Raw genomic sequence first — 24,270 nt, 5'->3', positions numbered from 1 at the left:
GATTATCAGGAATTGCTATGCTTTTCATCTATCCTAAGTCACATCTAAGGTCACAAATCTTTTAATTTCCCATGACTTTGGTCATATATACCATCAATTGCTTTCGATTTTCCATACCCAGTTTGTCCAGTATTTTGGTCACATGGTTTTTTACGGTTCCCTCTGACACAAACACCTTGGATGCGATTTCACGGTTAGTATTTCCCTGCATGACCATACATGCGATTTCAAATTCACGGCTTGTAAGTTCCCGCAATCCTTCCGGTCTCTTACCTGAATTTTCAGCTGTCTCCACAGGATTTACGTCACGGTCATCTGCTCCGATCCCTCCTTTATTCAGCCTCAGTGCCGACACAACGGTCTCTGTAATTCTGGGGTGAAGCAGCATTCCTCCCTTTGCAATGGTCTTTATTGCATGAATCAGATCATCAGGATCGGAATCTTTTAACAAATATCCGTCTGCTCCATTCTCCAATGCATGAAAAATATATTCTTCATCTTCAAATGTGGTCAATATCAGTACTTTTACACCAGGATATTTGTTCTTTACCTGCAGCGTTGCTTCTACCCCATCCATGCGGGGCATTCGAATATCCATAAGAATCACATCACAGGATTGTTGTTCCATTTTATCGATTAAATCAATTCCATCCACAGCCTCTTCAACCAGATTAAGCTCTGAATCCAGGCCGATCACATACCGTAGTCCATGACGAATAATGGGCTGATCATCTGCTATTATTATTCGAATCATCGAATCGTTCCTCCTGATTGAATTTAATCTGTACTTGTAAAGAAAAACCATTGTTCCGGGCACTGTTCAGCTTGCAGACACCGTTCCATTTCTTCATTCTTTCCTCAATTCCAAGAATTCCATAAGATTTATGAATGGTATTTACCCCGACTCCATCATCTTTCACAGAAAACTCCAGACCCCCATCCGACATAGTTAATGCAATCCAGATATGCTTTGCCTCCGAATATTTCATAGAATTTGTGATGCCTTCCCGAATTGAATTATAGATATCTTCTTTCAAGCCCAATTCAACTTTTTCTATTCTTTCATCACAATCAAGATAAATCTCCTGACTCCCGGTTTGGACTATGGATTGAATCAACTGCTCCAGTGAGTTCTTTAAATTTGAATACTGACTATTTTCTTTGAGCCGATATACTGTTGTTCGCAGCTGTAAAATACTATCCTGTATTACTTCATTTAACGTAGATAAAATTTCTTTCTCCTTTTCAGGATCAATTGCAATGTACTTTTCCAGCACCTTAACGTACATCTTTACTGCAACTAACGTGTGACCGATCGAATCATGCAATTCCTGTGCAATTGCCTCACGTTCCCTGCTTCTCGCCAATTCTTCGTTCAATTGCTGTTGTTGCTTCAATAATTCATTTTTTTTATTCAACTGATGATTTAGCAACTTCAATTTTTCTTTTTGCTTAATTTGCTCCAGGATTAGAATACAGATAAATAATACCGCAAGAAAATATACGATATCATACCCCACATAGGACCAGGCTGCTTCTATGCTGCCTCCTTTTAAAAAGCGTCCCAGATCCGTTAACAGATAGCTTACTCCATAAATGCCCAGCAAATCCGCAGGTATTTGCTTCTTATCATAAAACAGCAGCTCAATTAAAATGATATAGATATAAATATATGTGCCTGCAAAATATTTTAAGATACAGGCCATACCGATGGAAAATAAGATGGATGCGATCGCTCTTATATCCCAGGTCACATCCGGGTTGTTATTTCTTAATACCTTTTTTCTATAAAAATCATTGCATAAACTAATACTATATAAGAGTATCAGGAAGATTATTTTATCTTTTCCTGCCGCGAAAATATTGATGTAAACAAGCACGGAAAAGAATATTTTTATAATGATTGAATTATATTTGCTGAATTTCATATTTTTCTCCCCACATTCCCCCATTAAGGGATTGAATATATTTTGTAATTGTATCACATAAATTGATGACTAAACATAATTTTTTCCTCCTTAATGATAATAAAAAAAGCCTTACATCTCCGGCAATCTGCCAGAGAGACAAAAGACTTGATCTTATGCGGTACCACTCCATTTAAGCATAATTGCATAAGAACGTATAAAATGAGTGTCAATCATATTGGATTAGCACTCATTTTATATATGTACTTATCTATTTTTCACTTGCAAATTATTCCACCCGTCGTTTATTTAATAAGATCAGCTTCTCAAATATTATAATTAAAATCATACCAGCAACAGCAAATAATGCTGATACAAGAAATGCAGGCTGATATCTGCCTGTAATCGTATTTATTTTATTCATAATCATCGGCCCTGCCAGGCCGGCAAAAGCAAATCCAATAAACATAATCCCATAATTCACACTGTTATTCCTGCTGCCAAACAGGGCAGCCGTAAATCCGGGAAAGGTCCCCATTGTTCCGCCAAAACAGAACCCAATCATGGTAAGACCAATATAAAAAAACGCCAGGTTTTCTTTGTTACAAAAATATAATAACAGACTGGCAATCAATGAACCAATGAATATAACCTTTAAGGTTCCTGTAGCTCCAAATTTATCTGACATGGTTCCTGATACAAGTCTTCCCATCATATTAAACAGCGCAAGGATTGAGACTACTGTTGCCGCCTGTCCTCTGGTAAAGCCCATCATCTGCTGTGCAATCGGTGATGCCTGGGAAATAACCATAAGTCCGGCAAATGCACCGCAGGTAAGCGTAAGCAGCATTAAATAGAAACTTGATTCTCTGATCATTTGCTTGTAAGTATACTCTTTTCCCCCGGCACTTTCTTTGTTTTTTTTCTTTCCAGCCAGGGGATTATCCTTGTGCTGAACCTCCAAAGGGCACGCTTCTATTACAAAAGCCGACGCACAGATTATAAACATCATGACAATTCCGATTACCCGGAATGCAGTGGTTACATGATAATTTGTAACTAACGCCGTTGCAATTGGCGGAATAATAATTGAACTTCCTCCATAGCAGGCGGTTATCAGTCCGCCTGCCAGCCCTCTCTTGTCAGGGAAGAATTTTACAGTATTTGCTACTGTGGTTCCATACACAAGTCCAACACTCAGTCCCACGCCAAGACCATAAGTTACAATCAGCATTGATACAGAATTTGCATATCCGGAGCCAATCATGCCAGCCCCAAATAAAATACAACGTGTTACAGGTGAAGGAATCATCAAGAGCCGGCTTGCTCTTCTTGGGAAAACTCTGCTGCCTAAGCTTTACGTAATTACCATTCGTGATATCCATGCCGATACACAGATCACTGAATCGACGTTAAAAAATGTCAGCCAGTCTGCACTGAGAAACTTTTTTTCCCATAGTATATCTTTAATCTATAAGCGTGACATTGTACTGCTGGTCAGTCTGCAGCCTGAACAGCCCCTTCTGGATATTTTGCAGGAGGATTTAAGAAACTTTCTGACAGGCAATCACCTCATAGCAGGAATAAGCAATTGCTTTTATCAGATATCTGACATGTCAGAACATTATATTCAATCCACTGAGGCAATTAAATGGGGAATCAGGACAGATACGGAGGAAACCATATATCTTTATAATAAATACACGGCTTTTCGGATGTTCAGTTCACTAAAGGATTATTTACCCATTGCTTCCTTATGTATTCCTGAACTGTTTGAAATGTATATATCTGATAATAATCAAAACCAGGAATTACTGGACACTCTTTTCCTATATGTGAAAAGTCCCAAAAGCGCATCTGAAACAGCAAAAGAGCTCCATATTCATAAAAACACATTATTCTACCGCATTAATAAAATTACAGAAAAAGCTGATTTAGATCTTAACAATGGCGATGACATATTTAAAATTATTCTGACAGAAAAAGTAATACAATATTTAAAAGCAAACCGATACACGTAGAAATGCAGCGGACAAATTATATCTAAGTTGTCATATATCTGTCGCTGCGAAGGTCAATTACCGGCTCAATTTCAAAATTTTTCAGCAAGGTAGGAAAAATGCCATTCACCATAAACCCCTTTGTCATACTAATCATTTCTTCGGTAGAAAATACGTCGGTATCTGCCCATTGTATAAACATATCAACGAAAACAGAAATGGTCATGTTAATTGCCAAATTAGTCTTGGGGTCATTGCTTTTTGACTGAAATACATTAGGGAATATACTTTTTAGTTTATTTTTATACTTTATTGCAAAAAGAGGCTGCTTATTTTCTATAACCAGATCATGAAGGTAATCCCCATTGTCATGGAAAATCTTAAAAAGTGCCTTTGCATAATTATCAAGATCCTGGGCTGTTTCAAAGTATTCCATACTGATCTGGTCCAATGATTGTAACAGCATATCTTCAATTTCCTCTAAAACGGCATATACGTCCTTATAGTGCAGATAAAAAGTTGCACGGTGCATCTCACAGTCATCCGTGATACTTTTTACTGTAATTTTCTCAATTGGCTTTCTTTTATATGTTCTCCAAAACGCATCAACAATTTTTTTTCTTGTTTTTTCTCTTGCATTTTCATATATCTGCATCTTTTCACCTCTTTTTTAAAATACGACATATTGTCTATAATTGTAAATTGCTTTTTCGTATCTGCTGAATTATACTAATCACAAGAAATACGACACAGTGTTTATATTCTTATATTAAAAGTATTTTATACAATGTCAATAAAAATATCAGAAAAGAGGTATTCTTATGAAAAAAAATTTAATGACCAATAGCGGCTTTCCCATGTCAGTTAATCCTTCGGAAGATCTTAAACCCTTACCACACGCACAGATAGATTCCTGGTATATCAAGACGGAATTTGAAGCTGACGGAAAACAGCTGGGCTTTACCTGGCATCAGATGTTACAAGCTTACGGAAATGAAAAAAAGGTCAGTGCAGAAAGTCTTTTAATGAATGCATCCGATAATATCTGGCTGAATAACCGCATTCTTTCTTCTGAAAATGAAGAAAACGGCTTTGACTCTGATTCTATGCATTGCTACTCATCCTGGGGAGATCTAAACGGAGATATGAATCATATGTCCCTTGACTTAATAATTGATGGAAATGAAATTCACATGACTTTCGTACCCAATGGTGAAATTCTGTATAATGGCGGAACCGGCCTGATTGAAATTGGGAACACCGGCTCCTATCAATATTCATTTCCACAGATGAAAATGGAAGGCACATTTATTCTCCAGGGCCATGAATATAAAGTAAAAAATGCCCACGCATGGTTCGACAGGCAATACGGTATCCCTGCAAGCCGTCCATCTGAATTAACATTTGCTCCGGGTCAAAACAGCTGGCTGTGGATTGGTTTATCACCCCTTATGAATCAGCTGGGAGCTGTATCACTTTGGGATATTTATTCCACAGATAAACGATTTGCTTTCGGAACATTTCTGCATGAGGATGGTATTATGACAAATGCATCCATCGATATTTCCTATGATGATATCTGGATAAGCAGGAAAACCGGACATTCCTATCCGAATACCATTCATATAGCTATCCCTTCCGAAGATTTTAATGTAACCCTTACCAGCCTTGCCAAGGGACAGGATGCTGAATTTGTTCATGAAATCAAGCTATTATCCGGCTGTCAGTGTCTCTATCATATTACCGGAACATACAGAGGAGAAAAAATAGACAGGGCAGTTGATGTAGAAATGATTGGAGATGTGTGCGGAGAAAAATAAATAATAGAAAGCAGGCTGACTTATGGATTAATCCGGTCAGCCTGCACTTATTTAACTTCATCATTTTTTATCATCGCAAAAGTCAGTAACTACTATAAAAGGTATGAATTCCTTTTGACACTTCCCAGTGCTTATCCCCAATGATTATATACGCGTCCACAGGAGTCTCTATTTCATATCTCCATAGGTCATCGGCTTTTTTCCATTCTGAACGAATCGTTCCGTATCTGGTTTCCACAGCAGCTTTTAAGAAATCCAACCGTTTATCCGGATTTGGTGAAATGATTACTTTTTCGTAACCCGGAAATTCTTCCAGTTTTTTAATACCGGCAGCTACACCGTATACCCAGTCAGCAACCGCACCGTATGCATAGTGATTATAAGAATTCATATCTGAACTCCAAAAATCTCCGTTTTCCCTGATCCCATCCCAATGTTCCCATATGGTAGTAGCACCCTTGGTAATGGGATACAGCCAGGAAGGATATTCTTCACGAAGCAGTAAGGTATAGGCTAAATCAATATAGCCATACTCACTTAAAACATGCAGAAGATATGGGGTTCCAACAAAGCCTGTCTGCAGCTGGATCCCACACGCTTTCACCATGACAGCAAGCTGATCGGCAAGCTCCTGGCAATCAGGTGCTAAGTTAAAATATGCTGCAAGAACACATTCCGTTTGAGTGAGGCATTTTGGATATCTCTCTTGAAAAGCAGATATGATACGCTCATATAGTGCTTCATAATTTGATACGTCTTCTTCCAATACCTTACCTGCTTTAATGACCAGTGAAGCAGAATGAGCATAAAAAGCAGAGGCTATGAAATCTTCTCTGCTGGAACCCTTATAGCTTCCAGCGGGTGCATCAAGGCCAAGCCAGTCTCCGAAATGCTCTCCTCCTGTCCATAAATTTTTATCTTTCGTATGCTCCGTGATGTAATCAACCCACTTCTTCATGCTTGTAAATTGAGCAGAAAGTATCTGGGAATTTCCATATGCCAAATATAATTCCCATGGACAGATTGTAGCCGCATCAGCCCAGGCAGCACTGCTTTCTCCCCCCAATAAGTCTGGTATTACATGACCGACTCGTCCGTTTTCATCCTGGTCAGCCACCAGATCCGATAACCATTTAGAAAAAAATTTTTCTACATTATAATTAAGTGCTGCAGTTCTGATAAATACCTGCGCATCCCCGGTCCAGCCCAATCGCTCATCACGTTGAGGACAGTCCGTAGGAACATCCAAAAAGTTGCCCTTCTGCCCCCATATAATGTTGTCAAAAAGCTGATTGAGCTTCGAATTAGAACAGCTTAAATAACCGGTGCGTTTGATATCAGAGTACACAACAACTGCTGTAAAATTTTCTGGTTTCGCACACTCCACACCTCCGGGAAACTGATCTATCCTGATATAGCGGAATCCAAAATATGTAAACTTCGGTTTATAGGTCTGCTTACCCTCCTTGCAGATATAGAGATATTTCGCCTTGGCACTGCGATAATTTTCAGTATAAAAATTGCCCTCTTTGTCTAAAACTTCAGCATGAGACAGTTCTGCTTTATCGCCTTTTTTCCCATCAATCGTCAATTCCACATAACCGGTTACCTCCTGACCGAAGTCTACCACAACTTCTCCCTTAGGCGTCTGAAACAGCCTGGCTGCATAAACACGCTCCCTCTCTCTGATCTCCTCCCCCTGCTGCGGAATCAGGGTATGGAAAGGTCCATCAAAAATCTGAACACGGGCATGGTCACTGAGATCCGTGCAATAGGAAGCATCATAGGTTTCACCATCATATATTTCTGAAAAACGGACATTACTTAAACCAGAGTTCCAGGTCGTATCCGTCAGAACCACTTCCTCCGTTCCGTCCTCATAATGAATTTCAATTTGCGCCAGAAGCCCCGCAGGTGATTTCTGCAGCTCTTTTTGCGTTTTCGATTCTTCCCAGCCAACTAATCTGCTTCGATACCAGCCTTTTCCAACCGTTACAAGCAGCTGATTTTCTTCTTTTAACTGTTCCGTTATATCATATTCCTGATATTGCAGCCTCTTTTGATAACTGGTCCAACCAGGGGCAAGAATATATTGTCCTACTCTTTTTCCATTCAACACTGCTTCATAAACACCTGTTGCAGTGATAAACAGCCTCGCTTTCTTAACCTTCCCTTTTGGACAAAAGCTTTTTGAAAACAGCGGACAAACCTCCCCTGTTTCAGATGATGGCATGATCCATTTTGCCTTCCATTCCATAAACATTACCTCCGTACTGTTTCATAATACAGGCTTCTACACACTTGCTAATTTTATCTCTTCTATCTCTCTGCTTACAATACTCCAGTTTTATAAAATTGTAATCCGATTCCGTCCGTTTTTCTTAGAATGGTATAGCGCCGCATCAACTTTCTTTACCATCTGCTCCATACTAAGTTCTTCATCCACCTCTGAAATTCCTACACTAATGGTCACATGGTAACCTTCTTTCTTTTCCTCGCTTTTCAATGAGTCCATAAACCATTCCATGATTTGCTTTGCTTCATCCAGTCCCACCGTCAAGATACCAAAAAACTCGTCTCCGCCCCATCGTGCTGCGATTCCATTTTCGCCTATTGCATGTTGTAAGTCTTCCCCTACCATTGCAATGACTGAATTTCCAAATATGTGGCCGTATGTATCATTAATATCTTTAAAATGGTCAATGTCAAACATAAACAACGTTTTTTTCGTCTTCCGGTGCTTTCGAAGAAATGCCAGATACCGTTTGGAAAATTGCTTTCGATTAGGAAGTCCTGTTAACTCATCCGTATTCTCAATCTTTACAATACGCAGATTGCAGTTGATAAAAACAGATGTGGAAACTACGATACAGGCAGCCAGTGCAACCAACATAAAAAATATATTGCTTTTTACGCGTTCCTGAAACACCTGGCTAATGGAACTGGTATCCATCTCAAAAACCAAATACCAGCCAAGTATTTTATCATACTGGGTGATTAAGCATTTTCGCTTCCCTTCCGATGTATACCACTGCATGATTGGGGTTTCTGACTGATTTAATTGAAGGCGTTCTGTAATCCCAATCCGTTTTTGCAGTTCTTCTTCGCTGATAAAGATATCGGTATTCCCTTTAAAAGAAGTTTCAGCTCCCATGACATTAATGATATGTACCGACAAACCATAATCTCTTTCATAAGAATAGATCGTATCACCCAAGGAATCAACCTGTAACCCTACTCCAATTACACCCAGAAGTGTTCCATCAATGCCTTCCACACGAAAATTAACAAATACCGTTATATAGTCTTCCTTCGTTTCATTGGTGTCTACCTCAAGATCATACTCATTACCGGATCTAATAAAATTATAATACCAGATGTCATGATCATCTGTCTTTGAAATAGTCTTGTTAAAGCCGTCCTGATAATAATAATTTCCTGTTTCTGCTGAAATACAAAACACTGTGGTATATCCATATTTATTCCGATACGTGTTCAAATAATTATATAACTGTTTCAGGTATGTATCATTTCCAACATTTTGGGGTTCCTGTGAAAGCCATTTTTTCAGGAATTCATCATTCGCCATTGTTTTGGAAACCATCACTGGTTTCGTCATAGCGTCTTCCACATGGCTGGAAATATCTTTATTAGACAGGCTTAAAATATTTTCCAAATGTTTTTCTGCCAGGTCCTGGTACGCGGTGGTATCTCGATAAACGATACCGATAAATCCAATTACAATGGAAATGATGATAATGAGATTGCTGAGTAGTAGTATATGCTTTTTCACATTTGCTCCTCTTGGTCATACCCTTGGTGTATTTTTAGCTAGAATATCTTTCTTATTATATACAATAAACCACGTCATTTCTACAATATAATTATATGCTTTCGAAAATTAAGTTAAAAAGCTTTTTCATTCGATATCCTATCCATCAACCAGATGGAGGGGTGGGACTTCTATCGTTCATACGCGTAGAGAATTTATATCGTTTTCTTTAAAGGGTATATCCAGTTAAAGAAACCCAGGAAATAGTTGACAATCTCTGCATATGCTGTATCATTAATTGAGTAGTTGCATGGTTATATGTTTTTTTACGTTTGTGGAGGTTTATATGAAGAGAATCTGCATTTTTTTAATCATTAATTTAATGTTTATATTGGTTGGGTGTACAACTAGTGAATATATTGATAAGTCCACCTTCTCTGAGGTGGAATCTAATACTTTAAAGGACAACACGATTAATAACAATGAAGAAATTTTGGATTTACCAAAAGAATTATATAAGATTGAAAACTCTGCATATGCTCAACCATTGCGTTATGATTTTATAGTTGCGGATAATACAGAATTCACTATTACCGTATCCAATGAATCTGGAGACTTCAAGCTTGGAATAAAAGATAAGGACACAAAAGACTTTGTGTACCCAATGAAAGAATATCAATCTGGCTCCGATACCGTGACACTAACAAAAGGGAATTATAGCATTATAATAACAGAACGCAAATTCACTGGTAGTTATCATATAATAGGCACTACGGTAGAATAGGATTTGCTAATTTCTTTTCCAACTTGGGTTCAAACTAAATTGGCTGATTTCCATACGTGGGATTGGAGGGGATAGGCTTCCTATCTGCTTGCTTAATAGCTAATTCGCTTCATAAATTTGTTCCATCAATTTCTTACTGAAATACAGGTTTATAATATCTACTTCCAACATTGTCTTAAATCGTACCCCAATCTTTCATTAAAACATGATATATCGCGATATTTTACGTTAATCTTGTCTATTCTATTTTGGTCGTAAAAGTCTGAAATACCCTTATATAGTGCACTTCCCAAGCCCTTCCCTACAGTTCATAAGGTAAAGAAAGATGGAATTATGGGACAAAACGCATACACAACACTAATGAATGGTACTGCAAAGTTAAGTGCGGATATCATTGACCGCTGGTGTAAGGAGTTAAATTGTCAGCCTGGGGACTTGATGGAGCATGTACCAGACAAAGAATAAAAAGGTTCATTATAATAGGGAAATAAAGAATTAATACAAAAAGGATAAATTAACGATGGTAAGCTATTCAGATAATGAAAGAAAAGAGATTTAAGTGATTCTACACTAACTTGCATATCACTATCTTATCATGGTATAATAAAACAAAGGACGGTGATAAAATGCCTGAGATATCATTATTCTATGGTATACGCATAACTATGTACTATAACGACCATACGCCACCACATTTCCACGCTGAGTACAATGGTAATAAAGCATTGGTTGATATTATTAACATTCAAGTTATAAAAGGGTCATTGCCTAATAAACAATTACGTTTAATACTTGCATGGTGTACAATCCATCAAGACGAATTAATGCAAAACTGGGAACTCACAAAAGATCAAAAGCCATTAAACAGAATTAATCCTTTAGTATAGGAGGGGTGAATATGCAAGATTATTTTCCTGTAGTTGTACAAGTGATACCTTTTGACAATTACCATGTGCAAGTATTTTTTGATGATGGAAAAATCGTCGAGTATGACGCATCAGGTCTTTTACAAGGTGAAGTCTTTAAGCCATTACAAAATATTCAGGTGTTTAAAGACACATGTACTGTCTTAAATGACACTCTTGCTTGGGACATAACAGGGGATAGGAACCCAAGTGAATGCATAGACCTTGATCCGTTCATGCTTTATGAACTAGAATCTATTAACCATTTGATTGCATGAAACATATAAAAATTAAATATTTATAACAAAAAAAGGCGGTCATGTGAACCGTCTTTCTTTGTGTTTAGCCTTATTGTCGGCTCTATCATCGGAATACACATCGAATCCTTATTATTCCTGTGTTGCTATAAAACTGCTGTTTGCTAGTGTCATGTGATAGTGCTGTTACAATACCCCTGTGGCGCACCAGAATGTCCATACAGACGTTTAACTGTCACAGATATTTTTCCCCATATGTGATTTTTAGGCACTAAAATAAGCCTACAGGCTCATATTTCTATAAGCATATAGACTTATTTAGATGTCCAAATTTATATATTATATAAGTCTTTTATTCAACAGTTTCCGTACCCCACAAAGCACTTTGCTATACCTCATTAATACCCCAATTTCACGATAAAAGGTGTTATTCGGCGATATTTTACGATACTTTGAAAATTGCACACAGCTCTTTAAAATGCCGTAAACACGCTATTTTCCTTACATTTCCTACAACTCATACGGTGTAACCTGATATACATAATAATTCAACCAATTCCCATAAATCGTATTCGCCGCATTCCTCCAACAAAGCACCGGCATCGTATCCGGATCATCGTCCTCATAATAATTACATGGAATCTCCGGATTCAACCCCTTATCCAGATCCCTATGATACTCCCCATTCAACGTCATCCGATCATATTCCGGATGCCCCTGAATGAAAACCTGCTTTCCATCCTCACTCATCACCATCAGGATTCCAGCTTCCTTCGACTCCGCCAGAATCTTCAGCCCCTCATGCTTCTCTATATCTGCTCTCCTCACCTCGGTATACCGGGAATGAGGCGCCATCACATAATCATCAAGACTGCGTACCAGCGGCACTTTCCTATCCAGAACCCTGTGTCTGTAAATACCAGAAAGCTTTGTATCCCTCTTATACTTGGGCACACCATAATGATAGTAAAGACCCGCCTGGGCGCCCCAGCAGATATGAAGGGAGCTGGTGACATTGGTTTTACTCCACTCCATAATCTTCGTCAGCTCTTCCCAGTAGTTCACCTCTTCAAACTCCATATTCTCAACAGGCGCACCGGTAATAATCATACCATCGAACTTTTTCTCTTTTACCTCATCAAAGAACACATAAAACTTATTCAAATGACTGGCAGAAGTATTCTTTGAAGTATGACTCTCCAGCATCAGAAACGTACAGTCCACCTGCAGGGGAGTATTAGACAATGCGCGAAGAAGCTGGGTCTCCGTCTCTTCCTTAATGGGCATTAAATTAATAATCAGGATTTCAAGGGGACGAATGTCCTGGCTTAAGGCCCGGTCCTCGTCCATGATAAATATGTTCTCTGTTTCCAGTATGGCTTTCGCAGGTAAATCCTTTTGTACTTTAATCGGCATATTTTATCCCTCCAGCAGTTTTATGAAATCCTCTTCTGAAATAATGGGCACTCCCAGTTCCTTTGCCTTTTTATTTTTAGACGAATTGGATGTGGTATCATTGTTAATTAAATAAGTCGTCTTTGATGTAACCGAACCAGTCGCTTTGCCTCCCTGTGCTTCAATTGCTTCCTGAAGTGCCTTCCGGTTCTCAAAATGCTCCACGGATCCGGTAATAACAAACGTCATTCCCTCCAGCCGCTTCTCTCCTCCGGTCTCCGCCTCCTGCTCAATGGTTACTTCCGCTAACAGACGATCTGTCATCTCATTATTCTTCTCGTCCTTAAAATAAGTAATCCATGCATCTGCCAGCACCTTTCCAATGCCGGAGACAGCAGTCAGCTCCTCTTCCTCTGCATGACGCATTCGGTCAAAATCGAAACGGAATTCCCGGCAGAGCATCTTTGCATTGGCAACTCCGATACCAGCAATTCCAAGCCCATAGATCAGACGGGGCAGGGTGGTATGAGACGCCTTTTTCACTGCCTGAATTAAATTATCATAAGATTTTTTACCGAAGCCCTCCATCTGAGTAATAGCTTCTTCATGCTGATCTAAATGAAACATATCGGCAAACTCCCGGATAAATCCGGCCCCGATAAACTTTTCCAGCGTAGCTTCTGATAATCCATCAATATTTAAAGCATCCCGGCTTACAAACAGAGAAAAGCCCTTGATCCGCTTTGCCTGACAATCCGGGTTGGTGCAATATAAACTTTTTACATCATTTACCTGACGGATTTCCGTCCTTCCGTCACAGACCGGGCAGTGATCCGGAATCTTTATTTTTCCGCTTCTGGTTAAATTGTCGGCAATCTGAGGAATAATCATATTCGCCTTGTAAACCGTGATCTGGTCCCCTTCACCCAGCTCCAAAGCTTCCATAATACTTAGATTATGAACACTGGCACGGCTCACTGTCGTACCCTCTAACTCAACCGGCTCAAAGATGGCAACCGGATTAATCAGGCCGGTTCTTGACGCACTCCATTCAATTTCTGTCAGAGTCGTCTCCCTGATCTCATCAGCCCATTTAAATGCGATGGCGTTGCGGGGGAACTTGGCAGTCCGTCCAAGAGATTCTCCATAAGCGATATCATCAAATAAAAGCACCAGTCCGTCTGACGGAATGTCATATTCCGGTACAGTCTTTGCGAATTCAGCAACTGCTTCCCCGATGGTTTCTTTCGTCACGATCTTATAATCCACCACATCAAAGCCCTGGGCTTTCAACCACTGAAACTGCTCAGCTCTGGAGTTTTTAAAATCAACCCCTGGGGCGGAAACCAGTGCAAATGCCTCAAAATTTACGTTTCGGCGGGCGGTGATCTGGTTGTTTAACTGTCTGACGGAACCGCTGCAGAGATTTCTTGGATTCTTATATTTTGCGGTCACATCCTCAATCTCATTATTAATCCGGTTAAAGTCAGTATATTTTATGACAGCCTCTCCCCTAATCACCAGTTCTCCCTGGTAGGATATGGTAAGGGGTATGTTTGCAAATACCCTGGCATTGTTGGTAATTACTTCTCCGATCTCACCATTTCCCCGTGTTACCGCTTTTTGAAGCGTTCCTTCCCGGTAAACCAGAACAACCGTCAGTCCGTCCAGCTTCCAGGAGAGAATTCCCCTCTGGCCTCCCAGCCAGTCTGCTAAATCCTCCGTGCTTTTCGTCTTATCCAGAGAAAGCATAGGGGAATCATGGGCTTCCTTGGGAAGCTCGCTTAAGACCTGATAGCCAACGTTCTGTGTGGGGCTGTTAGATAAAACAATTCCGGTTTCCTCCTCCAGCGCCGCCAGTTCATCGTAGAGACGATCATACTCGTAATTGCTCATAATCTCCCGGCTTTCCTGGTAGTAGGCTTTTCCTGCTTCCTGCAATAACAGGATCAGTTCCTTAATTCTTTTTAGTTTTTCGTCCATCAGATTTCTCCTTTTTCTGTTCTTGATAGGAAAGACTGGTCGAGCTTTTTAAAGACTCTTTCATCTGGTGGTATTCACGCCGGGAGAGTTCACGGTAAGCACCCGGCTTTAAATCTCCTAGTTCAATATTCATAATCCGCATTCGCTTTAACATGCGCACTTCAAAACCAAGCTGGGTGCACATTCGGCGAATCTGGCGGTTTAATCCCTGGGTTAATACGATACGAAATGTTTTCTCTCCCGCTTTCTCTGCAAAGCAGGGCTTTGTGGTTACGTCTAACTCGGAAAGAGTGACTCCCTTTCGCATCTTTCTGATGAAATCGTCTGTGACCGGACGATTCACTTTTACTAAATATTCCTTTTCATGAGCATTTCCGCTGCGCATGATTTTATTCACTAAATCTCCCTGGTTGGTCATGAGAATCAGACCCTCGGACTCCTTGTCCAGACGGCCTATGGGATAAATCCTCACAGGATAATGAACCAGATCCACGATATTGGGAGCCCGGTCCTTGTCTGAGGTGGTGCATACCACACCCCGGGGCTTATGGACTGCTAAAAAGACAGGCTCTGCCTTATGGCCGGTCTCACCTTTGGCTGCGCTGACAGAACGGCCCTTAACCGTAACAGACTGCCCCGTAAGCACCTTTTGTCCCGGTACTGCGGCCTGTCCATCGATTTTAACCTTTCCTGTCTCAATGAGCCGATCCGCCTCCCTGCGGGAACAGATCCCTGCCTCACTTAAATATTTATTCAGACGGATTCCATTTGCATCCATAATTGTTCTCCCTTACTATTTGCTAGATAAAAATTATAACATTGCTAAAGTGGTACGTCAAATTTTTATCTGTATTTTAAAATCAATTTTTCTTTGCTGATTGGTAAAATATGGTTTGCTTTTTCTTAACAAGAGTATTATAATAATAAATATCATTATTACATAGGAGGATTTCGTTATGCCATGGACACAAAATTTATCAGTTGGTATTTCAATGATTGATGATCAGCATAAGATGTGGTTTGAAAAAGCAGAGGCTCTCTTTGATGCCGGAAAGAACAACAAAGCGAAGGAATATGTAGGAGAGCTTTTAGATTTTCTTGAAGATTACACAAAGAAGCATTTTGCAGACGAGGAAGTTTACATGCAGAAGATTCATTACCCGGGATATACAGAGCAGAAGCAGGCACATACTACTTTCATTGCCCAGCTTTCCAAGCTGAGAAGTGATTATAATTCTTCAGGCGGTAATTTACTTGTTATCTTAAATGCAAACCAGATGGTGCTTGAATGGCTGACAAAGCACATTTCAAATATGGACAAAAAGATCGGCGAATACGCAAAGACAGCCCATTAGCAGGGAAAGAGGACTTAAATGAAATCCATTCAAGCCCTCTTTTTTTATTATCCTTACGTAAACTTATAATGCACTTCACAGCCGTTAGAAATGCGGTTGCAGATATTTACCACCCGCTCCATGACAGCCGTAATCTTGCTGTTCTCCATCTCAATGTTCATCACTTTTAAGTCTTCTGAAATCTTTACTACTTTCACCCCATCGACCTTTGCAATTTCCCGCTCAATTTTTCTGGCCTTTGGCCGGTCTGACAGGGCGTAAACGTGGTAACTCCTGTTCACGCTTCTCCCTCCTTTCTATGAGTGTCTTACCCCTATTGTAGACAATCAGAGGGAACTTTAAACATTACAGGAACGCCCTTGCTGCAGTAGTAAATAAAAAGCAGACAATAACTCCGGTTACCGTAGGAACAACCCAGGACAAAAGAGTCCATTTCATGCTCCCGGTCTCCTTCCTTATGGTCAGGCAGGTGGTGGAGCAGGGCCAGTGCATGAGGGAGAAAAGCAGGGTGCTGACGGCAGTCACCCAGGTCCAGCCATGGGCAATCAGCAGATCCCTTAATATGGATAAATCATTGATTTCCCTTATGCTGCCTTCGGAAAGATAAGCCATTATCATAATGGGAACAACAATCTCATTGGCAGGAAAGCCAAGGATGAATGCCAGGAGGATCACGCCGTCAAGGCCGATGACTCTGGCAAAGGGATCTAAAAAACCGGAGCAGCGGGTTAATAAGGTCATATCCCCCACTGTGATATTTGCCATGAGCCAGATTAACAGACCTGCGGGAGCAGCCACTGCAGCCGCTCTTCCCAGAACAAAGAGGGTCCGGTCAAATATGGAACGGACAATGACCTTTCCGATCTGTGGCCTGCGGTAAGGGGGCAGCTCCAAGGTAAAGGAAGAGGGAATCCCCTTTAATATGGTTACAGAGAGTATTTTGGATATTACAAGGGTCATGAAAATTCCAAGAAGAATAATACCTGACAGAATCCCTGCAGATAAAAGAGTGGAAAATGATCCCGCCGCTCCTCCGATAAAAAACATGGTGATAATTGCAATCATGGTTGGGAAACGGCCATTGCAGGGAACAAAGTTATTGGTTATCATTGCAATAAGCCGTTCTCTTGGAGAATCAATAATCCGGCAGCCTACAATTCCTGCTGCATTGCAGCCAAAACCCATGCACATGTCGGGAGAAATCTATGCTTTTTTACTGTCTGGAGACTCTGACCGGTAACAAATCCTGACAGTCATAATTGTATTGTCTTTCTGATCCGGATCTTTCCCTGACTGAAAAATTTCAATCCGGTCAATAAACTGGTGCAGCAGATCAAAAGCTGGAATCCTTTTTTCCCTTATCTCAATTAATAAACAATCCACAGACTTCTCTGACTCCTCTATGCTTTTCCACTCACATTTGGTCATTCGCTTTAAGGCATTTGCTTCTGCCCCAATCTCCTTTAGCTCCTGTTCATAAGAAATGAGCAGCTTACAGAAACGTTCTTCTCCCACCACTTCATTGACTCGATCCTCGTAAAGCTTTCCAATAATTCGCTCAATCTGCCTCTCCCTTTTTTTTAAAGATGCAGCCGCCCGTTTTTCTTCTGGATTGCCTCTGTTTCTTCCATAGAACTCTAACTGGCCCGCAACCTCTTTTCTCTCTTCTTCTGACAGTGTAATGAGAGTCTCAAGCTCCTGGGATACAATCTGGCAGAGCAGGTCATATTTCATGTAGTGGTTTGTGCATGCAGTTCTCCCATACTGCTTATATCCGCTGCATACCAGCTTTCTGTCCTCCTTATGACTACCCCCTGTTGTGGTCATCACTCTTTTGCAGTCCCCACAGTACACCAGTCCGGAAAATGCATTAGAAAATTGAGCTGATTTTGATCTCTTCCGTGGGACACTCCGCCTTCCTGCCTGCTCAAACAAATCTTTGGATACAATGGCGTTATGCTTGTTTTCTACCACGATCCATTCCTCTTTCGGTATCCTTAAGGTCATCTGACTTTTAAATGACAGCTTGGAGGTTTTGCCCTGCACCATATCCCCTGTATAAACCCGGTTGGAAAGAATCTTGCAGATGGTGCTGGATGTCCAGCCCTTTTCTCCTCCAACAGTCTCCATATCCACCTCCTTCCGTTTAAAACGACGGTAACTGGCCGGAGTTTTAATACACCTCTCATTCAGCTCCTTTGCAATCTTTAATGGAGGTTCTCCCCTGGAAGCCCGCTCAAAGATGTCCCGCACCACTGGTGCCGTCAGAGGATCAATTAAAAGATGGTTTCTATCACCAGGGTCCTTTCTATATCCATAAGGAGCATAATTTCCGATATATGCCCCGTCTTCCATCTTGGTTCTCAATGCGCTTCGAATCTTTTTTGATGTATCTCTGGCATACATTTCATTGACAATATTCTGAAAGGGAGCCAGATCATTTCCCCGATTGTTTGAATCATAGCCGTCATTTACTGCAATATAACGAACCCCTTTAGCTGGAAAATAAATCTCTGTGTACTGACCTGTAAGTATGTAATCCCTTCCAAGCCTGGAAAGATCTCTGGTGATTACAAGATTTACCTTCTCCGCCTCTATATCTGCAAGCAGGCGTTTCCATGCCGGACGATCATAAGTAGTCCCGCTGTAGCCATCATCTGCGTATTCTCCGTATATAAAAAAACCATTTCGGTCAGCATAGGAACGCAGCATGCTCCGCTGAGTATTAATGCTTGCGCTCTCCCCAGTCCCGTCGTCTTTGGAGAGTCTCATGTACAAAGCCGCCTTATACTGCCGCCCCTCTTTGTCTCTTTCTCTAATCACGACCTCCTGCCTCCAGCCGTTTCTTTAACAGGCAGAGAACCAATTCCTTTACGGATGCCTCTCCTTGATAACAGCGCTCGATCAAAACCGCAGTTTGCTTTTCTCCCCATTTTTTTTCATAGGCGCTCTCTTTGGACAAATCCATGATGCCCACCTCCTGAAAAATCTTATTCATAAAGGTTTGTACCATATACATAAGTGAATCCAACTGGCGAAAAATTGCTATTTGCATTTAGAGGTGTTGATTTCAGCTTCTCTAAAAGGTTGATTTTTCCAAGTCTTTTATGCACATTGTTCTAAACTGCCCTAAACCATTGCATTGTTTTTATGCATATTGCACTGTTTTCAACAAAAAGTAACTTGCACTCTTAAATATTAAAAGCTATAATCAGGCTATATACCAAATGAGGAATCAGCCATTGCCTCTGTACCATCTATGGCTGAAAAAATGATTAGGGGAGCTTATTATGAGACATTTTTTTCCATCAGGATTATCTTTTCAAAAAAACATCAGGATAAAAATCATTGCATTTTTTCTGATTATGGTACTTTCTATTACAATGACACTTGCTTATATCTTATATCAGCAAAGCTATAAAGCTGTTACCAGTAAGGCCTCCGAGACGGCTTACCAGACAGTATCCCAGTCCAGTAAGTACATTGATGTGGAAAAATTTATAACACTGACCTCTCCAGAGGATGAAAACACCGATTATTATAAAAAAGAACGGGACAACTTAATAAAAATCAGGGAGATCACCGGAGCAAGACATATCTTCACTCTTAGAAAAACCTCTGATGGAAAATTTATGTATGTAGTTGACGGTTCACCTGAGGGAGAACTCTCTCATATCGGAGATATGGAAGAATCTGCACTCTGCTACGAACAGTCCTGGAGCGGAATTCCCTATACAGACCAGAGGCTTAACTTTGTAGAAGGCTGGGGAATCTACATAAGCTCCTATTATCCCATTAAGGACAGTCAGGGTACGGTTGTGGGAATCATGGGTGCGGACTTTGATGCAGAATCTATTTATAATGAAATGGAGCACTTTAAAAAGGTCTGCTTACTGATTCTTGTGATATTTACAGCAATTATTGCCTTGGCAGGGTTTCTTTTTTCAGATAAAATATCCCGCTCCATTAAACGATCCTCTGATTTTGCAAAAGAACTGGCAGAGTTCAATTTACAAAACAGTATTTCAAAAAAAGAATTACGAAAAAAGGATGAATTTGGAGTTTTAGCCAATTCATTGGAAAATATCAGAAATAACTTTCAAGTGCTGATTGGTAAGATAAACTCTTCCTCCAGTCAGGTTGCTCTTACCTCTAATCAGCTGACTGCCGCTTCTACTCAATCAGCCAGAGCGGCCGAAGAGGTATCCCACACCATTCACGAGATAGCTTCCAGAGCAGACGATCAGATGGAAAGCACCATGGAAGGAGCTTTAAAAACAACCCAATTAGGAAATATTATTGATAATAACCTTTCATTAGCAAATCATATAAACAGTGCCATAACAGTTGTTACAGAGTCAATTAATGACGGTCTTAAAGAAATGGATAACCTTTCTGAAATAACAGCGGAGAGCAACAGTGCCAACGAGAAAATATATGATTTAGTGACTAAAACCAACGAGAGCTCCCATCAGATCAGTGCAGCAAGCAGCCTGATCTCCTCCATTGCCCTTCAGACCAGGCTTCTGGCTCTCAATGCATCTGTAGAAGCAGCCCGTGCAGGTCAGGCTGGTAAAGGCTTTTCAGTTGTTGCCAGTGAGATAAAGAAACTGGCTGCCTTATCTGCCGATTCTTCAAAAAATATAGAAGAAATTGTTTCAGATCTGCAAATAAACGCTTCTAACGCTGTGGATATCATGGAACGAATTAAATGCATTACCACGGAACAAACCCATCGGGTTGAAAACAGCCGAGCCACTTATCAGGCCATTAATCAGGCCATGGAAAAGTCTAAAAATGCCTCAATGCAATTAAATGATACCGGAAAAGAAATGTATGATATGAAAAATACAATACTGGCTCTAATTGAAAATCTAACCCACATTGCAAAGCAAAATTCCCAGGCTGCGGGAGACGTGAATCAATCTATGGAGGAGGAAGCCGGCGCGCTGGAAGAGATCGCTGCTTCCAGCGATCTCTTATCCCAGCTTGCAAAAGACTTACATGACATGATTTTAGAGTTTAAGATATAGTCAAAATGCACACCAATAACGCAAAAAAAGAAACAGGACAGGAAAATCTAAAAATGGTTTTTCCTGTTCTGTTTCTTTCTGACTTACTGATTGTCTGTTCCTGCCACACCAGGTCCCACATTCACAGTCTCATGGGTCTCACCTGGTTCTTCAGTCGGAGCTGCTGTGGTGCTTTCCGGCTGTACATGAGTTTCCTGTACGGTCTCTTCATGCTTTAAGGTGGTATTTCTCTGAATTACCTGAGGTTTCCCTTTATAACTGCTGTTGTGAAGCGGCTCTTCCTTTATTACAGTGTCGCCCTTCTTGAATACACGGTAGCTCTTAAAATATCCGCCGATGGTTCCTTTATCCACTACCTTTTCTGTTCCAAAAGGCAGCGCTGTGTTTTCCTCATAGGTAACCGGAAGGGGATCGGAGTCCTTCACCTTTTCTGAACGTATGGTAACCTTTACCCCATCCTCCAGAACCGGGATTCCTACGATAGATAGTTTTAAAGTAGTTCCGTCTAAAGATGCTCTCAATACAACAGAAGAACTTCCTGTATTGATAAATTTTAAATCCGGTCCGGCATAGCCGTCAAAGCTGACCATGGCATCCTGTCCCTTTTCCACGTAGGAGGGAGCAAAGCTGTGTGAATTCCGTTCTGTGGTTTTAAACCCGCTTTCTATAATCGCATGGTACAGTGTGGTGGAAACCTGACATACGCCGCCACCCGGCTCTTCAATTAAAACGCCGTTTCTGTAAGCGCCTGCAGGCTGATATCCCTTTTCACTGGTACGGTTTCCTGTGGTATTATTAAAGGAAAATTCCTCACCAGGCTTTAAGACCACGCCGTTGATGGCATTCACTGCAAGGCTGATATTCTGATTCCGGTTTTTATTGGTGGTGGTTTTGGTAGTAAAGGTTCCGATTACCTTATACTGTTCCTTTGCCTGAGCCTGGGTCCTTACAGGTGCCTTAAGGGCAAACTCTGCCGGGATCTCTGCCTGAAAATTCTCTTTCTTAACAGCATCCAGCAGCTGATTTACTAACTTCTCCTGGTCCAGTACTCTGCCATTCTGCTCTTTTGTATAACTGTACACCCCAGTTTTCGGGTCAAATGATTCTACCTGGGAATTGACTCCGTCTTTGTTCCAGCGCTTGGCAAGGGCTTCTGCCTGCTTTGTAAATGCTTCCTTCATGGAATCATAATCCAGCTGATAATCCTGTGGCTGATCTGCCGGGGTTTCACTCAGCTGCTTCATAATCTTCTCCAGCTGACTGCTTACTATATCATCGATTACAACTGCATCTGTTCCGTCTGTAACCGTCATTCCCCACTGATAACGCTCTTCTATTGTATCCTTTGCCTCTTTAACAGTCAATCCGGAGAGATTTGTATCTCCAATCCTGGCCGATACCAGCGCTTTCTCCGGGACTGTTTCTTTTTCTTTGGTTTCTGTGATCACCTGGCTGCTGTCAGAATCTTTGGTTTTTTTACTACTTCCAAAGCTATATAAAATACCAACCGTTGACAGGGCAGCTATTAGCAATGATCCATAAATGATTCTCCGATTTCTTCTTTCACGTTTTCTTCTGGCCCTGTTTTTATCCATATTATTAGTTTCTTACTCCTTTCCTTGTCTGATCGATAATACTCTTCATCGTATCCTCTGATAACTGTCCGCTTGCATATCCAAATACATTGCCATCCCGGTCAATCATAAAGGTAGTTGGATAGGAGTATATTCCATACGCTTCGAATAATTTTGCATCGGTATCCATGAGCACCGGATAGGTGTATCCATTATCTTTTAAAAACGTTTTGATTCCCTCCTCATCCTTTTCATTCCCATAACCGGGAGCTGCTACTCCAAGGACAATCAGCGCGTCATCACCTTCTGTGCTGTAGGTCTCATAGATCTTCTGTATATCCGGCATTTCTGCCCTGCAGGGCGGACACCAGGTCGCCCAGAAATTTAAAAAGATGGTTTTTCCTTTATAATCCGATAGGGAATGTGTTTTGCCAAACTGGTCTGTTAAAGTAAAATCAATGGCCGGAAGGATCTGGTCTTCTTCGTTCCGGGCTTCCTCTGTCTGAGATTGGGATTCGTCCGTTGCTGCCTCTGTGGCAGATTCTTTTACCGTTTCAGACACCGTTTCCCTGGTTGATGGTTCTGTCTCTTTTGCAGGTTTTGTTGATTCTCTGGTAAATGGAGACTTTACAGAAGACAGATATCCGGTCACAGAATTCATTTTCCCCGTAAACATCAGCAATCCCATGAGTATCATCAGCACTCCGCCAACTTTAACCGCATTTTTAGCAACATTCCTGTGTGTCTTAAAAAATTCAAGAACAGATGTGGTGAAAAATCCCACTGCCAGAAATGGCAGAATAAATCCCAGGGTGTAGACTCCAATTAACATAAATCCCAGGGTTTTGGTGGTAGCAGATGCTGCCATGATCAGTACACTGGCCAGAGCAGGTCCTACACAGGGTGTCCAGGCAAAGCTGAAGGTAAATCCCATGAGAAGGGCCGTGAGCGGAGACATGGCTAGTTTGTCAAAGGAAACGGAAAGCCTGCGCTCCTTTCCCAGAAATGACGAATTACCCAGGAAGCCCAGCTGATATAACCCGAACATGAACACAAGAAGCCCACCCAGTCTGGCAAACAGAAGCTGATTGGTTTTAAAGAAGCTTCCAAGTGCTGAGACACCAATTCCCAGAAGAAAGAAAGTAAAACTGATTCCAATCACGAAACAAATGGTATGTAACATAACCTTGCTTCGCTTATAATAGATTCTTCCATCCTCACCTGTTACTCCGGTTCCCCCTGACAGATAACCAATATAGAGAGGAATTAAAGGCAGCACACAGGGTGAAAAAAAGCTTACTATTCCCTGTAAAAATACGGTTAATACCGGAACACTCATGTCAATCGAAAATCCCAAATGATTACCTCCTGTAAGTGATACTTTTACCGCCTGCTTATGGCAGTTAACCTTGTGTTTCTGTACTATTTTTAATTACAGTTTATATTTGTAACTATAACATTCAGAATAAGAAGTGTCAAGATAGT

At 40.8% G+C, this 24,270-nt stretch carries 22 protein-coding genes and 1 pseudogene; 8 read left to right on the top strand and 15 right to left on the bottom strand.

Features of this window, described 5'->3' with window-relative positions:
* Nucleotides 1-61 precede the first annotated feature (61 nt).
* The 3 genes from ACOAOT_RS01185 to ACOAOT_RS01175 form a co-directional block, all read right to left on the bottom strand.
* Nucleotides 62-754 (bottom strand): response regulator transcription factor, encoded by a 693-nt coding sequence (locus tag ACOAOT_RS01185; RefSeq protein ID WP_420215266.1) that lies wholly within the window; start codon nt 752-754, stop codon nt 62-64.
* On the bottom strand, nt 729-1,928 hold the full coding sequence (locus ACOAOT_RS01180; protein WP_420215265.1) for a sensor histidine kinase: 1,200 nt from the start codon (nt 1,926-1,928) through the stop codon (nt 729-731). Before ACOAOT_RS01180 ends, ACOAOT_RS01185 begins: the two co-directional genes overlap by 26 nt.
* A gap of 268 nt (nt 1,929-2,196) precedes the next feature.
* On the bottom strand, nt 2,197-3,174 hold the full coding sequence (locus ACOAOT_RS01175; protein WP_420215263.1) for an MFS transporter: 978 nt from the start codon (nt 3,172-3,174) through the stop codon (nt 2,197-2,199).
* Here ACOAOT_RS01175 and ACOAOT_RS01170 point away from each other — a divergent pair.
* Nucleotides 3,173-3,928 (top strand): PucR family transcriptional regulator, encoded by a 756-nt coding sequence (locus tag ACOAOT_RS01170; RefSeq protein ID WP_420215262.1) that lies wholly within the window; start codon nt 3,173-3,175, stop codon nt 3,926-3,928. The two genes, ACOAOT_RS01175 and ACOAOT_RS01170, sit on opposite strands and share 2 nt — an antisense overlap.
* Before the next feature lie 22 nt (nt 3,929-3,950).
* Here the strand turns inward: ACOAOT_RS01170 and ACOAOT_RS01165 are convergent, their stop codons facing one another.
* A complete protein-coding gene (locus ACOAOT_RS01165) occupies nt 3,951-4,562 on the bottom strand; it encodes a TetR/AcrR family transcriptional regulator (protein WP_420215261.1) in 612 nt (203 codons plus the stop codon).
* Nucleotides 4,563-4,728: 166 nt separating this feature from the next.
* Between ACOAOT_RS01165 and ACOAOT_RS01160 the strand changes: the two genes are divergently transcribed.
* The gene (locus ACOAOT_RS01160; protein WP_420215260.1) at nt 4,729-5,727 is read left to right on the top strand and encodes a lipocalin-like domain-containing protein; all 999 of its coding nucleotides are present in this window, start codon (nt 4,729-4,731) and stop codon (nt 5,725-5,727) included.
* Between the two features lie 82 nt (nt 5,728-5,809).
* On the opposite strand, the gene ACOAOT_RS01155 is transcribed toward ACOAOT_RS01160, so the two are convergent.
* Together ACOAOT_RS01155 and ACOAOT_RS01150 are read right to left on the bottom strand one after the other, a co-directional pair.
* On the bottom strand, nt 5,810-7,984 hold the full coding sequence (locus ACOAOT_RS01155; protein ID WP_420215259.1) for an alpha-L-rhamnosidase: 2,175 nt from the start codon (nt 7,982-7,984) through the stop codon (nt 5,810-5,812).
* A gap of 90 nt (nt 7,985-8,074) precedes the next feature.
* Nucleotides 8,075-9,520 carry a sensor domain-containing diguanylate cyclase gene (locus tag ACOAOT_RS01150; protein WP_420215258.1) on the bottom strand — a complete coding sequence of 482 codons (1,446 nt, stop codon included), beginning with the start codon at nt 9,518-9,520 and terminating at the stop codon, nt 8,075-8,077.
* A gap of 325 nt (nt 9,521-9,845) precedes the next feature.
* Here ACOAOT_RS01150 and ACOAOT_RS01145 point away from each other — a divergent pair, with 325 nt between their 5' ends.
* The 4 genes from ACOAOT_RS01145 (at nt 9,846) to ACOAOT_RS01130 (ending at nt 11,466) form a co-directional block, all read left to right on the top strand.
* Nucleotides 9,846-10,283, top strand: a complete 438-nt coding sequence (locus ACOAOT_RS01145) for a hypothetical protein (protein WP_420215257.1) — start codon at nt 9,846-9,848, stop codon at nt 10,281-10,283.
* 333 nt (nt 10,284-10,616) lie between these two features.
* Nucleotides 10,617-10,748, top strand: a complete 132-nt coding sequence (locus ACOAOT_RS01140) for a helix-turn-helix domain-containing protein (protein WP_420215256.1) — start codon at nt 10,617-10,619, stop codon at nt 10,746-10,748.
* 161 nt (nt 10,749-10,909) lie between these two features.
* Complete coding sequence (locus ACOAOT_RS01135; protein ID WP_420215255.1) at nt 10,910-11,170, top strand: DUF4160 domain-containing protein; 261 nt, start codon at nt 10,910-10,912, stop codon at nt 11,168-11,170.
* 11 nt (nt 11,171-11,181) lie between these two features.
* Entirely contained in the window at nt 11,182-11,466 is a 285-nt protein-coding gene (locus ACOAOT_RS01130) for a DUF2442 domain-containing protein (RefSeq protein ID WP_420215254.1), read from the top strand.
* Nucleotides 11,467-11,955: 489 nt separating this feature from the next.
* On the opposite strand, the gene metA is transcribed toward ACOAOT_RS01130, so the two are convergent.
* Genes metA through ACOAOT_RS01115 form a run of 3 tightly spaced genes read right to left on the bottom strand, consistent with a single transcriptional unit; the run spans nt 11,956 to nt 15,601 of the window.
* Nucleotides 11,956-12,861: a homoserine O-acetyltransferase MetA gene (metA, locus tag ACOAOT_RS01125; RefSeq protein ID WP_420215253.1), complete on the bottom strand. Its 906-nt coding sequence runs from the start codon at nt 12,859-12,861 to the stop codon at nt 11,956-11,958.
* Nucleotides 12,862-12,864: 3 nt separating this feature from the next.
* Nucleotides 12,865-14,823, bottom strand: a complete 1,959-nt coding sequence (gene ligA, locus ACOAOT_RS01120) for an NAD-dependent DNA ligase LigA (RefSeq protein WP_420215252.1) — start codon at nt 14,821-14,823, stop codon at nt 12,865-12,867.
* Nucleotides 14,798-15,601: a pseudouridine synthase gene (locus ACOAOT_RS01115; protein ID WP_420215251.1), complete on the bottom strand. Its 804-nt coding sequence runs from the start codon at nt 15,599-15,601 to the stop codon at nt 14,798-14,800. Before ACOAOT_RS01115 ends, ligA begins: the two co-directional genes overlap by 26 nt.
* A 178-nt stretch (nt 15,602-15,779) precedes the next feature.
* Between ACOAOT_RS01115 and ACOAOT_RS01110 the strand changes: the two genes are divergently transcribed.
* Entirely contained in the window at nt 15,780-16,178 is a 399-nt protein-coding gene (locus tag ACOAOT_RS01110) for a bacteriohemerythrin (protein ID WP_420215250.1), read from the top strand.
* 53 nt (nt 16,179-16,231) lie between these two features.
* Here ACOAOT_RS01110 and ACOAOT_RS01105 read toward each other — a convergent pair whose 3' ends face one another.
* From ACOAOT_RS01105 to ACOAOT_RS01090, 4 genes and pseudogenes are all read right to left on the bottom strand, one after another.
* Nucleotides 16,232-16,459 (bottom strand): hypothetical protein, encoded by a 228-nt coding sequence (locus ACOAOT_RS01105; RefSeq protein ID WP_420215249.1) that lies wholly within the window; start codon nt 16,457-16,459, stop codon nt 16,232-16,234.
* 64 nt (nt 16,460-16,523) lie between these two features.
* Nucleotides 16,524-17,369, bottom strand: a pseudogene (locus ACOAOT_RS01100) (nucleoside recognition domain-containing protein); the annotation flags it as partial.
* A 12-nt stretch (nt 17,370-17,381) separates the two neighbouring features.
* Nucleotides 17,382-19,001, bottom strand: coding sequence for a recombinase family protein (locus ACOAOT_RS01095; protein WP_420215248.1), 1,620 nt, complete (start codon nt 18,999-19,001; stop codon nt 17,382-17,384).
* Nucleotides 18,994-19,146, bottom strand: a complete 153-nt coding sequence (locus ACOAOT_RS01090; RefSeq protein ID WP_170824202.1) for a hypothetical protein — start codon at nt 19,144-19,146, stop codon at nt 18,994-18,996. The genes ACOAOT_RS01095 and ACOAOT_RS01090 overlap by 8 nt, the downstream gene beginning before the upstream one ends.
* A 322-nt stretch (nt 19,147-19,468) precedes the next feature.
* Between ACOAOT_RS01090 and ACOAOT_RS01085 the strand changes: the two genes are divergently transcribed.
* Complete coding sequence (locus tag ACOAOT_RS01085) at nt 19,469-21,211, top strand: methyl-accepting chemotaxis protein (RefSeq protein WP_420215247.1); 1,743 nt, start codon at nt 19,469-19,471, stop codon at nt 21,209-21,211.
* Between the two features lie 83 nt (nt 21,212-21,294).
* Here ACOAOT_RS01085 and ACOAOT_RS01080 read toward each other — a convergent pair whose 3' ends face one another.
* Nucleotides 21,295-22,806, bottom strand: a complete 1,512-nt coding sequence (locus ACOAOT_RS01080) for a VanW family protein (RefSeq protein WP_420215246.1) — start codon at nt 22,804-22,806, stop codon at nt 21,295-21,297.
* 4 nt (nt 22,807-22,810) lie between these two features.
* Nucleotides 22,811-24,142, bottom strand: a complete 1,332-nt coding sequence (locus ACOAOT_RS01075; protein ID WP_420215245.1) for a redoxin family protein — start codon at nt 24,140-24,142, stop codon at nt 22,811-22,813.
* Nucleotides 24,143-24,270: the final 128 nt, after the last annotated feature.

The organism is Lacrimispora struthionigena (genome assembly GCF_048627165.1).
In the GTDB taxonomy this organism is placed as follows: domain Bacteria; phylum Bacillota; class Clostridia; order Lachnospirales; family Lachnospiraceae; genus Lacrimispora.
This window is presented reverse-complemented; position numbering and strand designations above follow the sequence as displayed.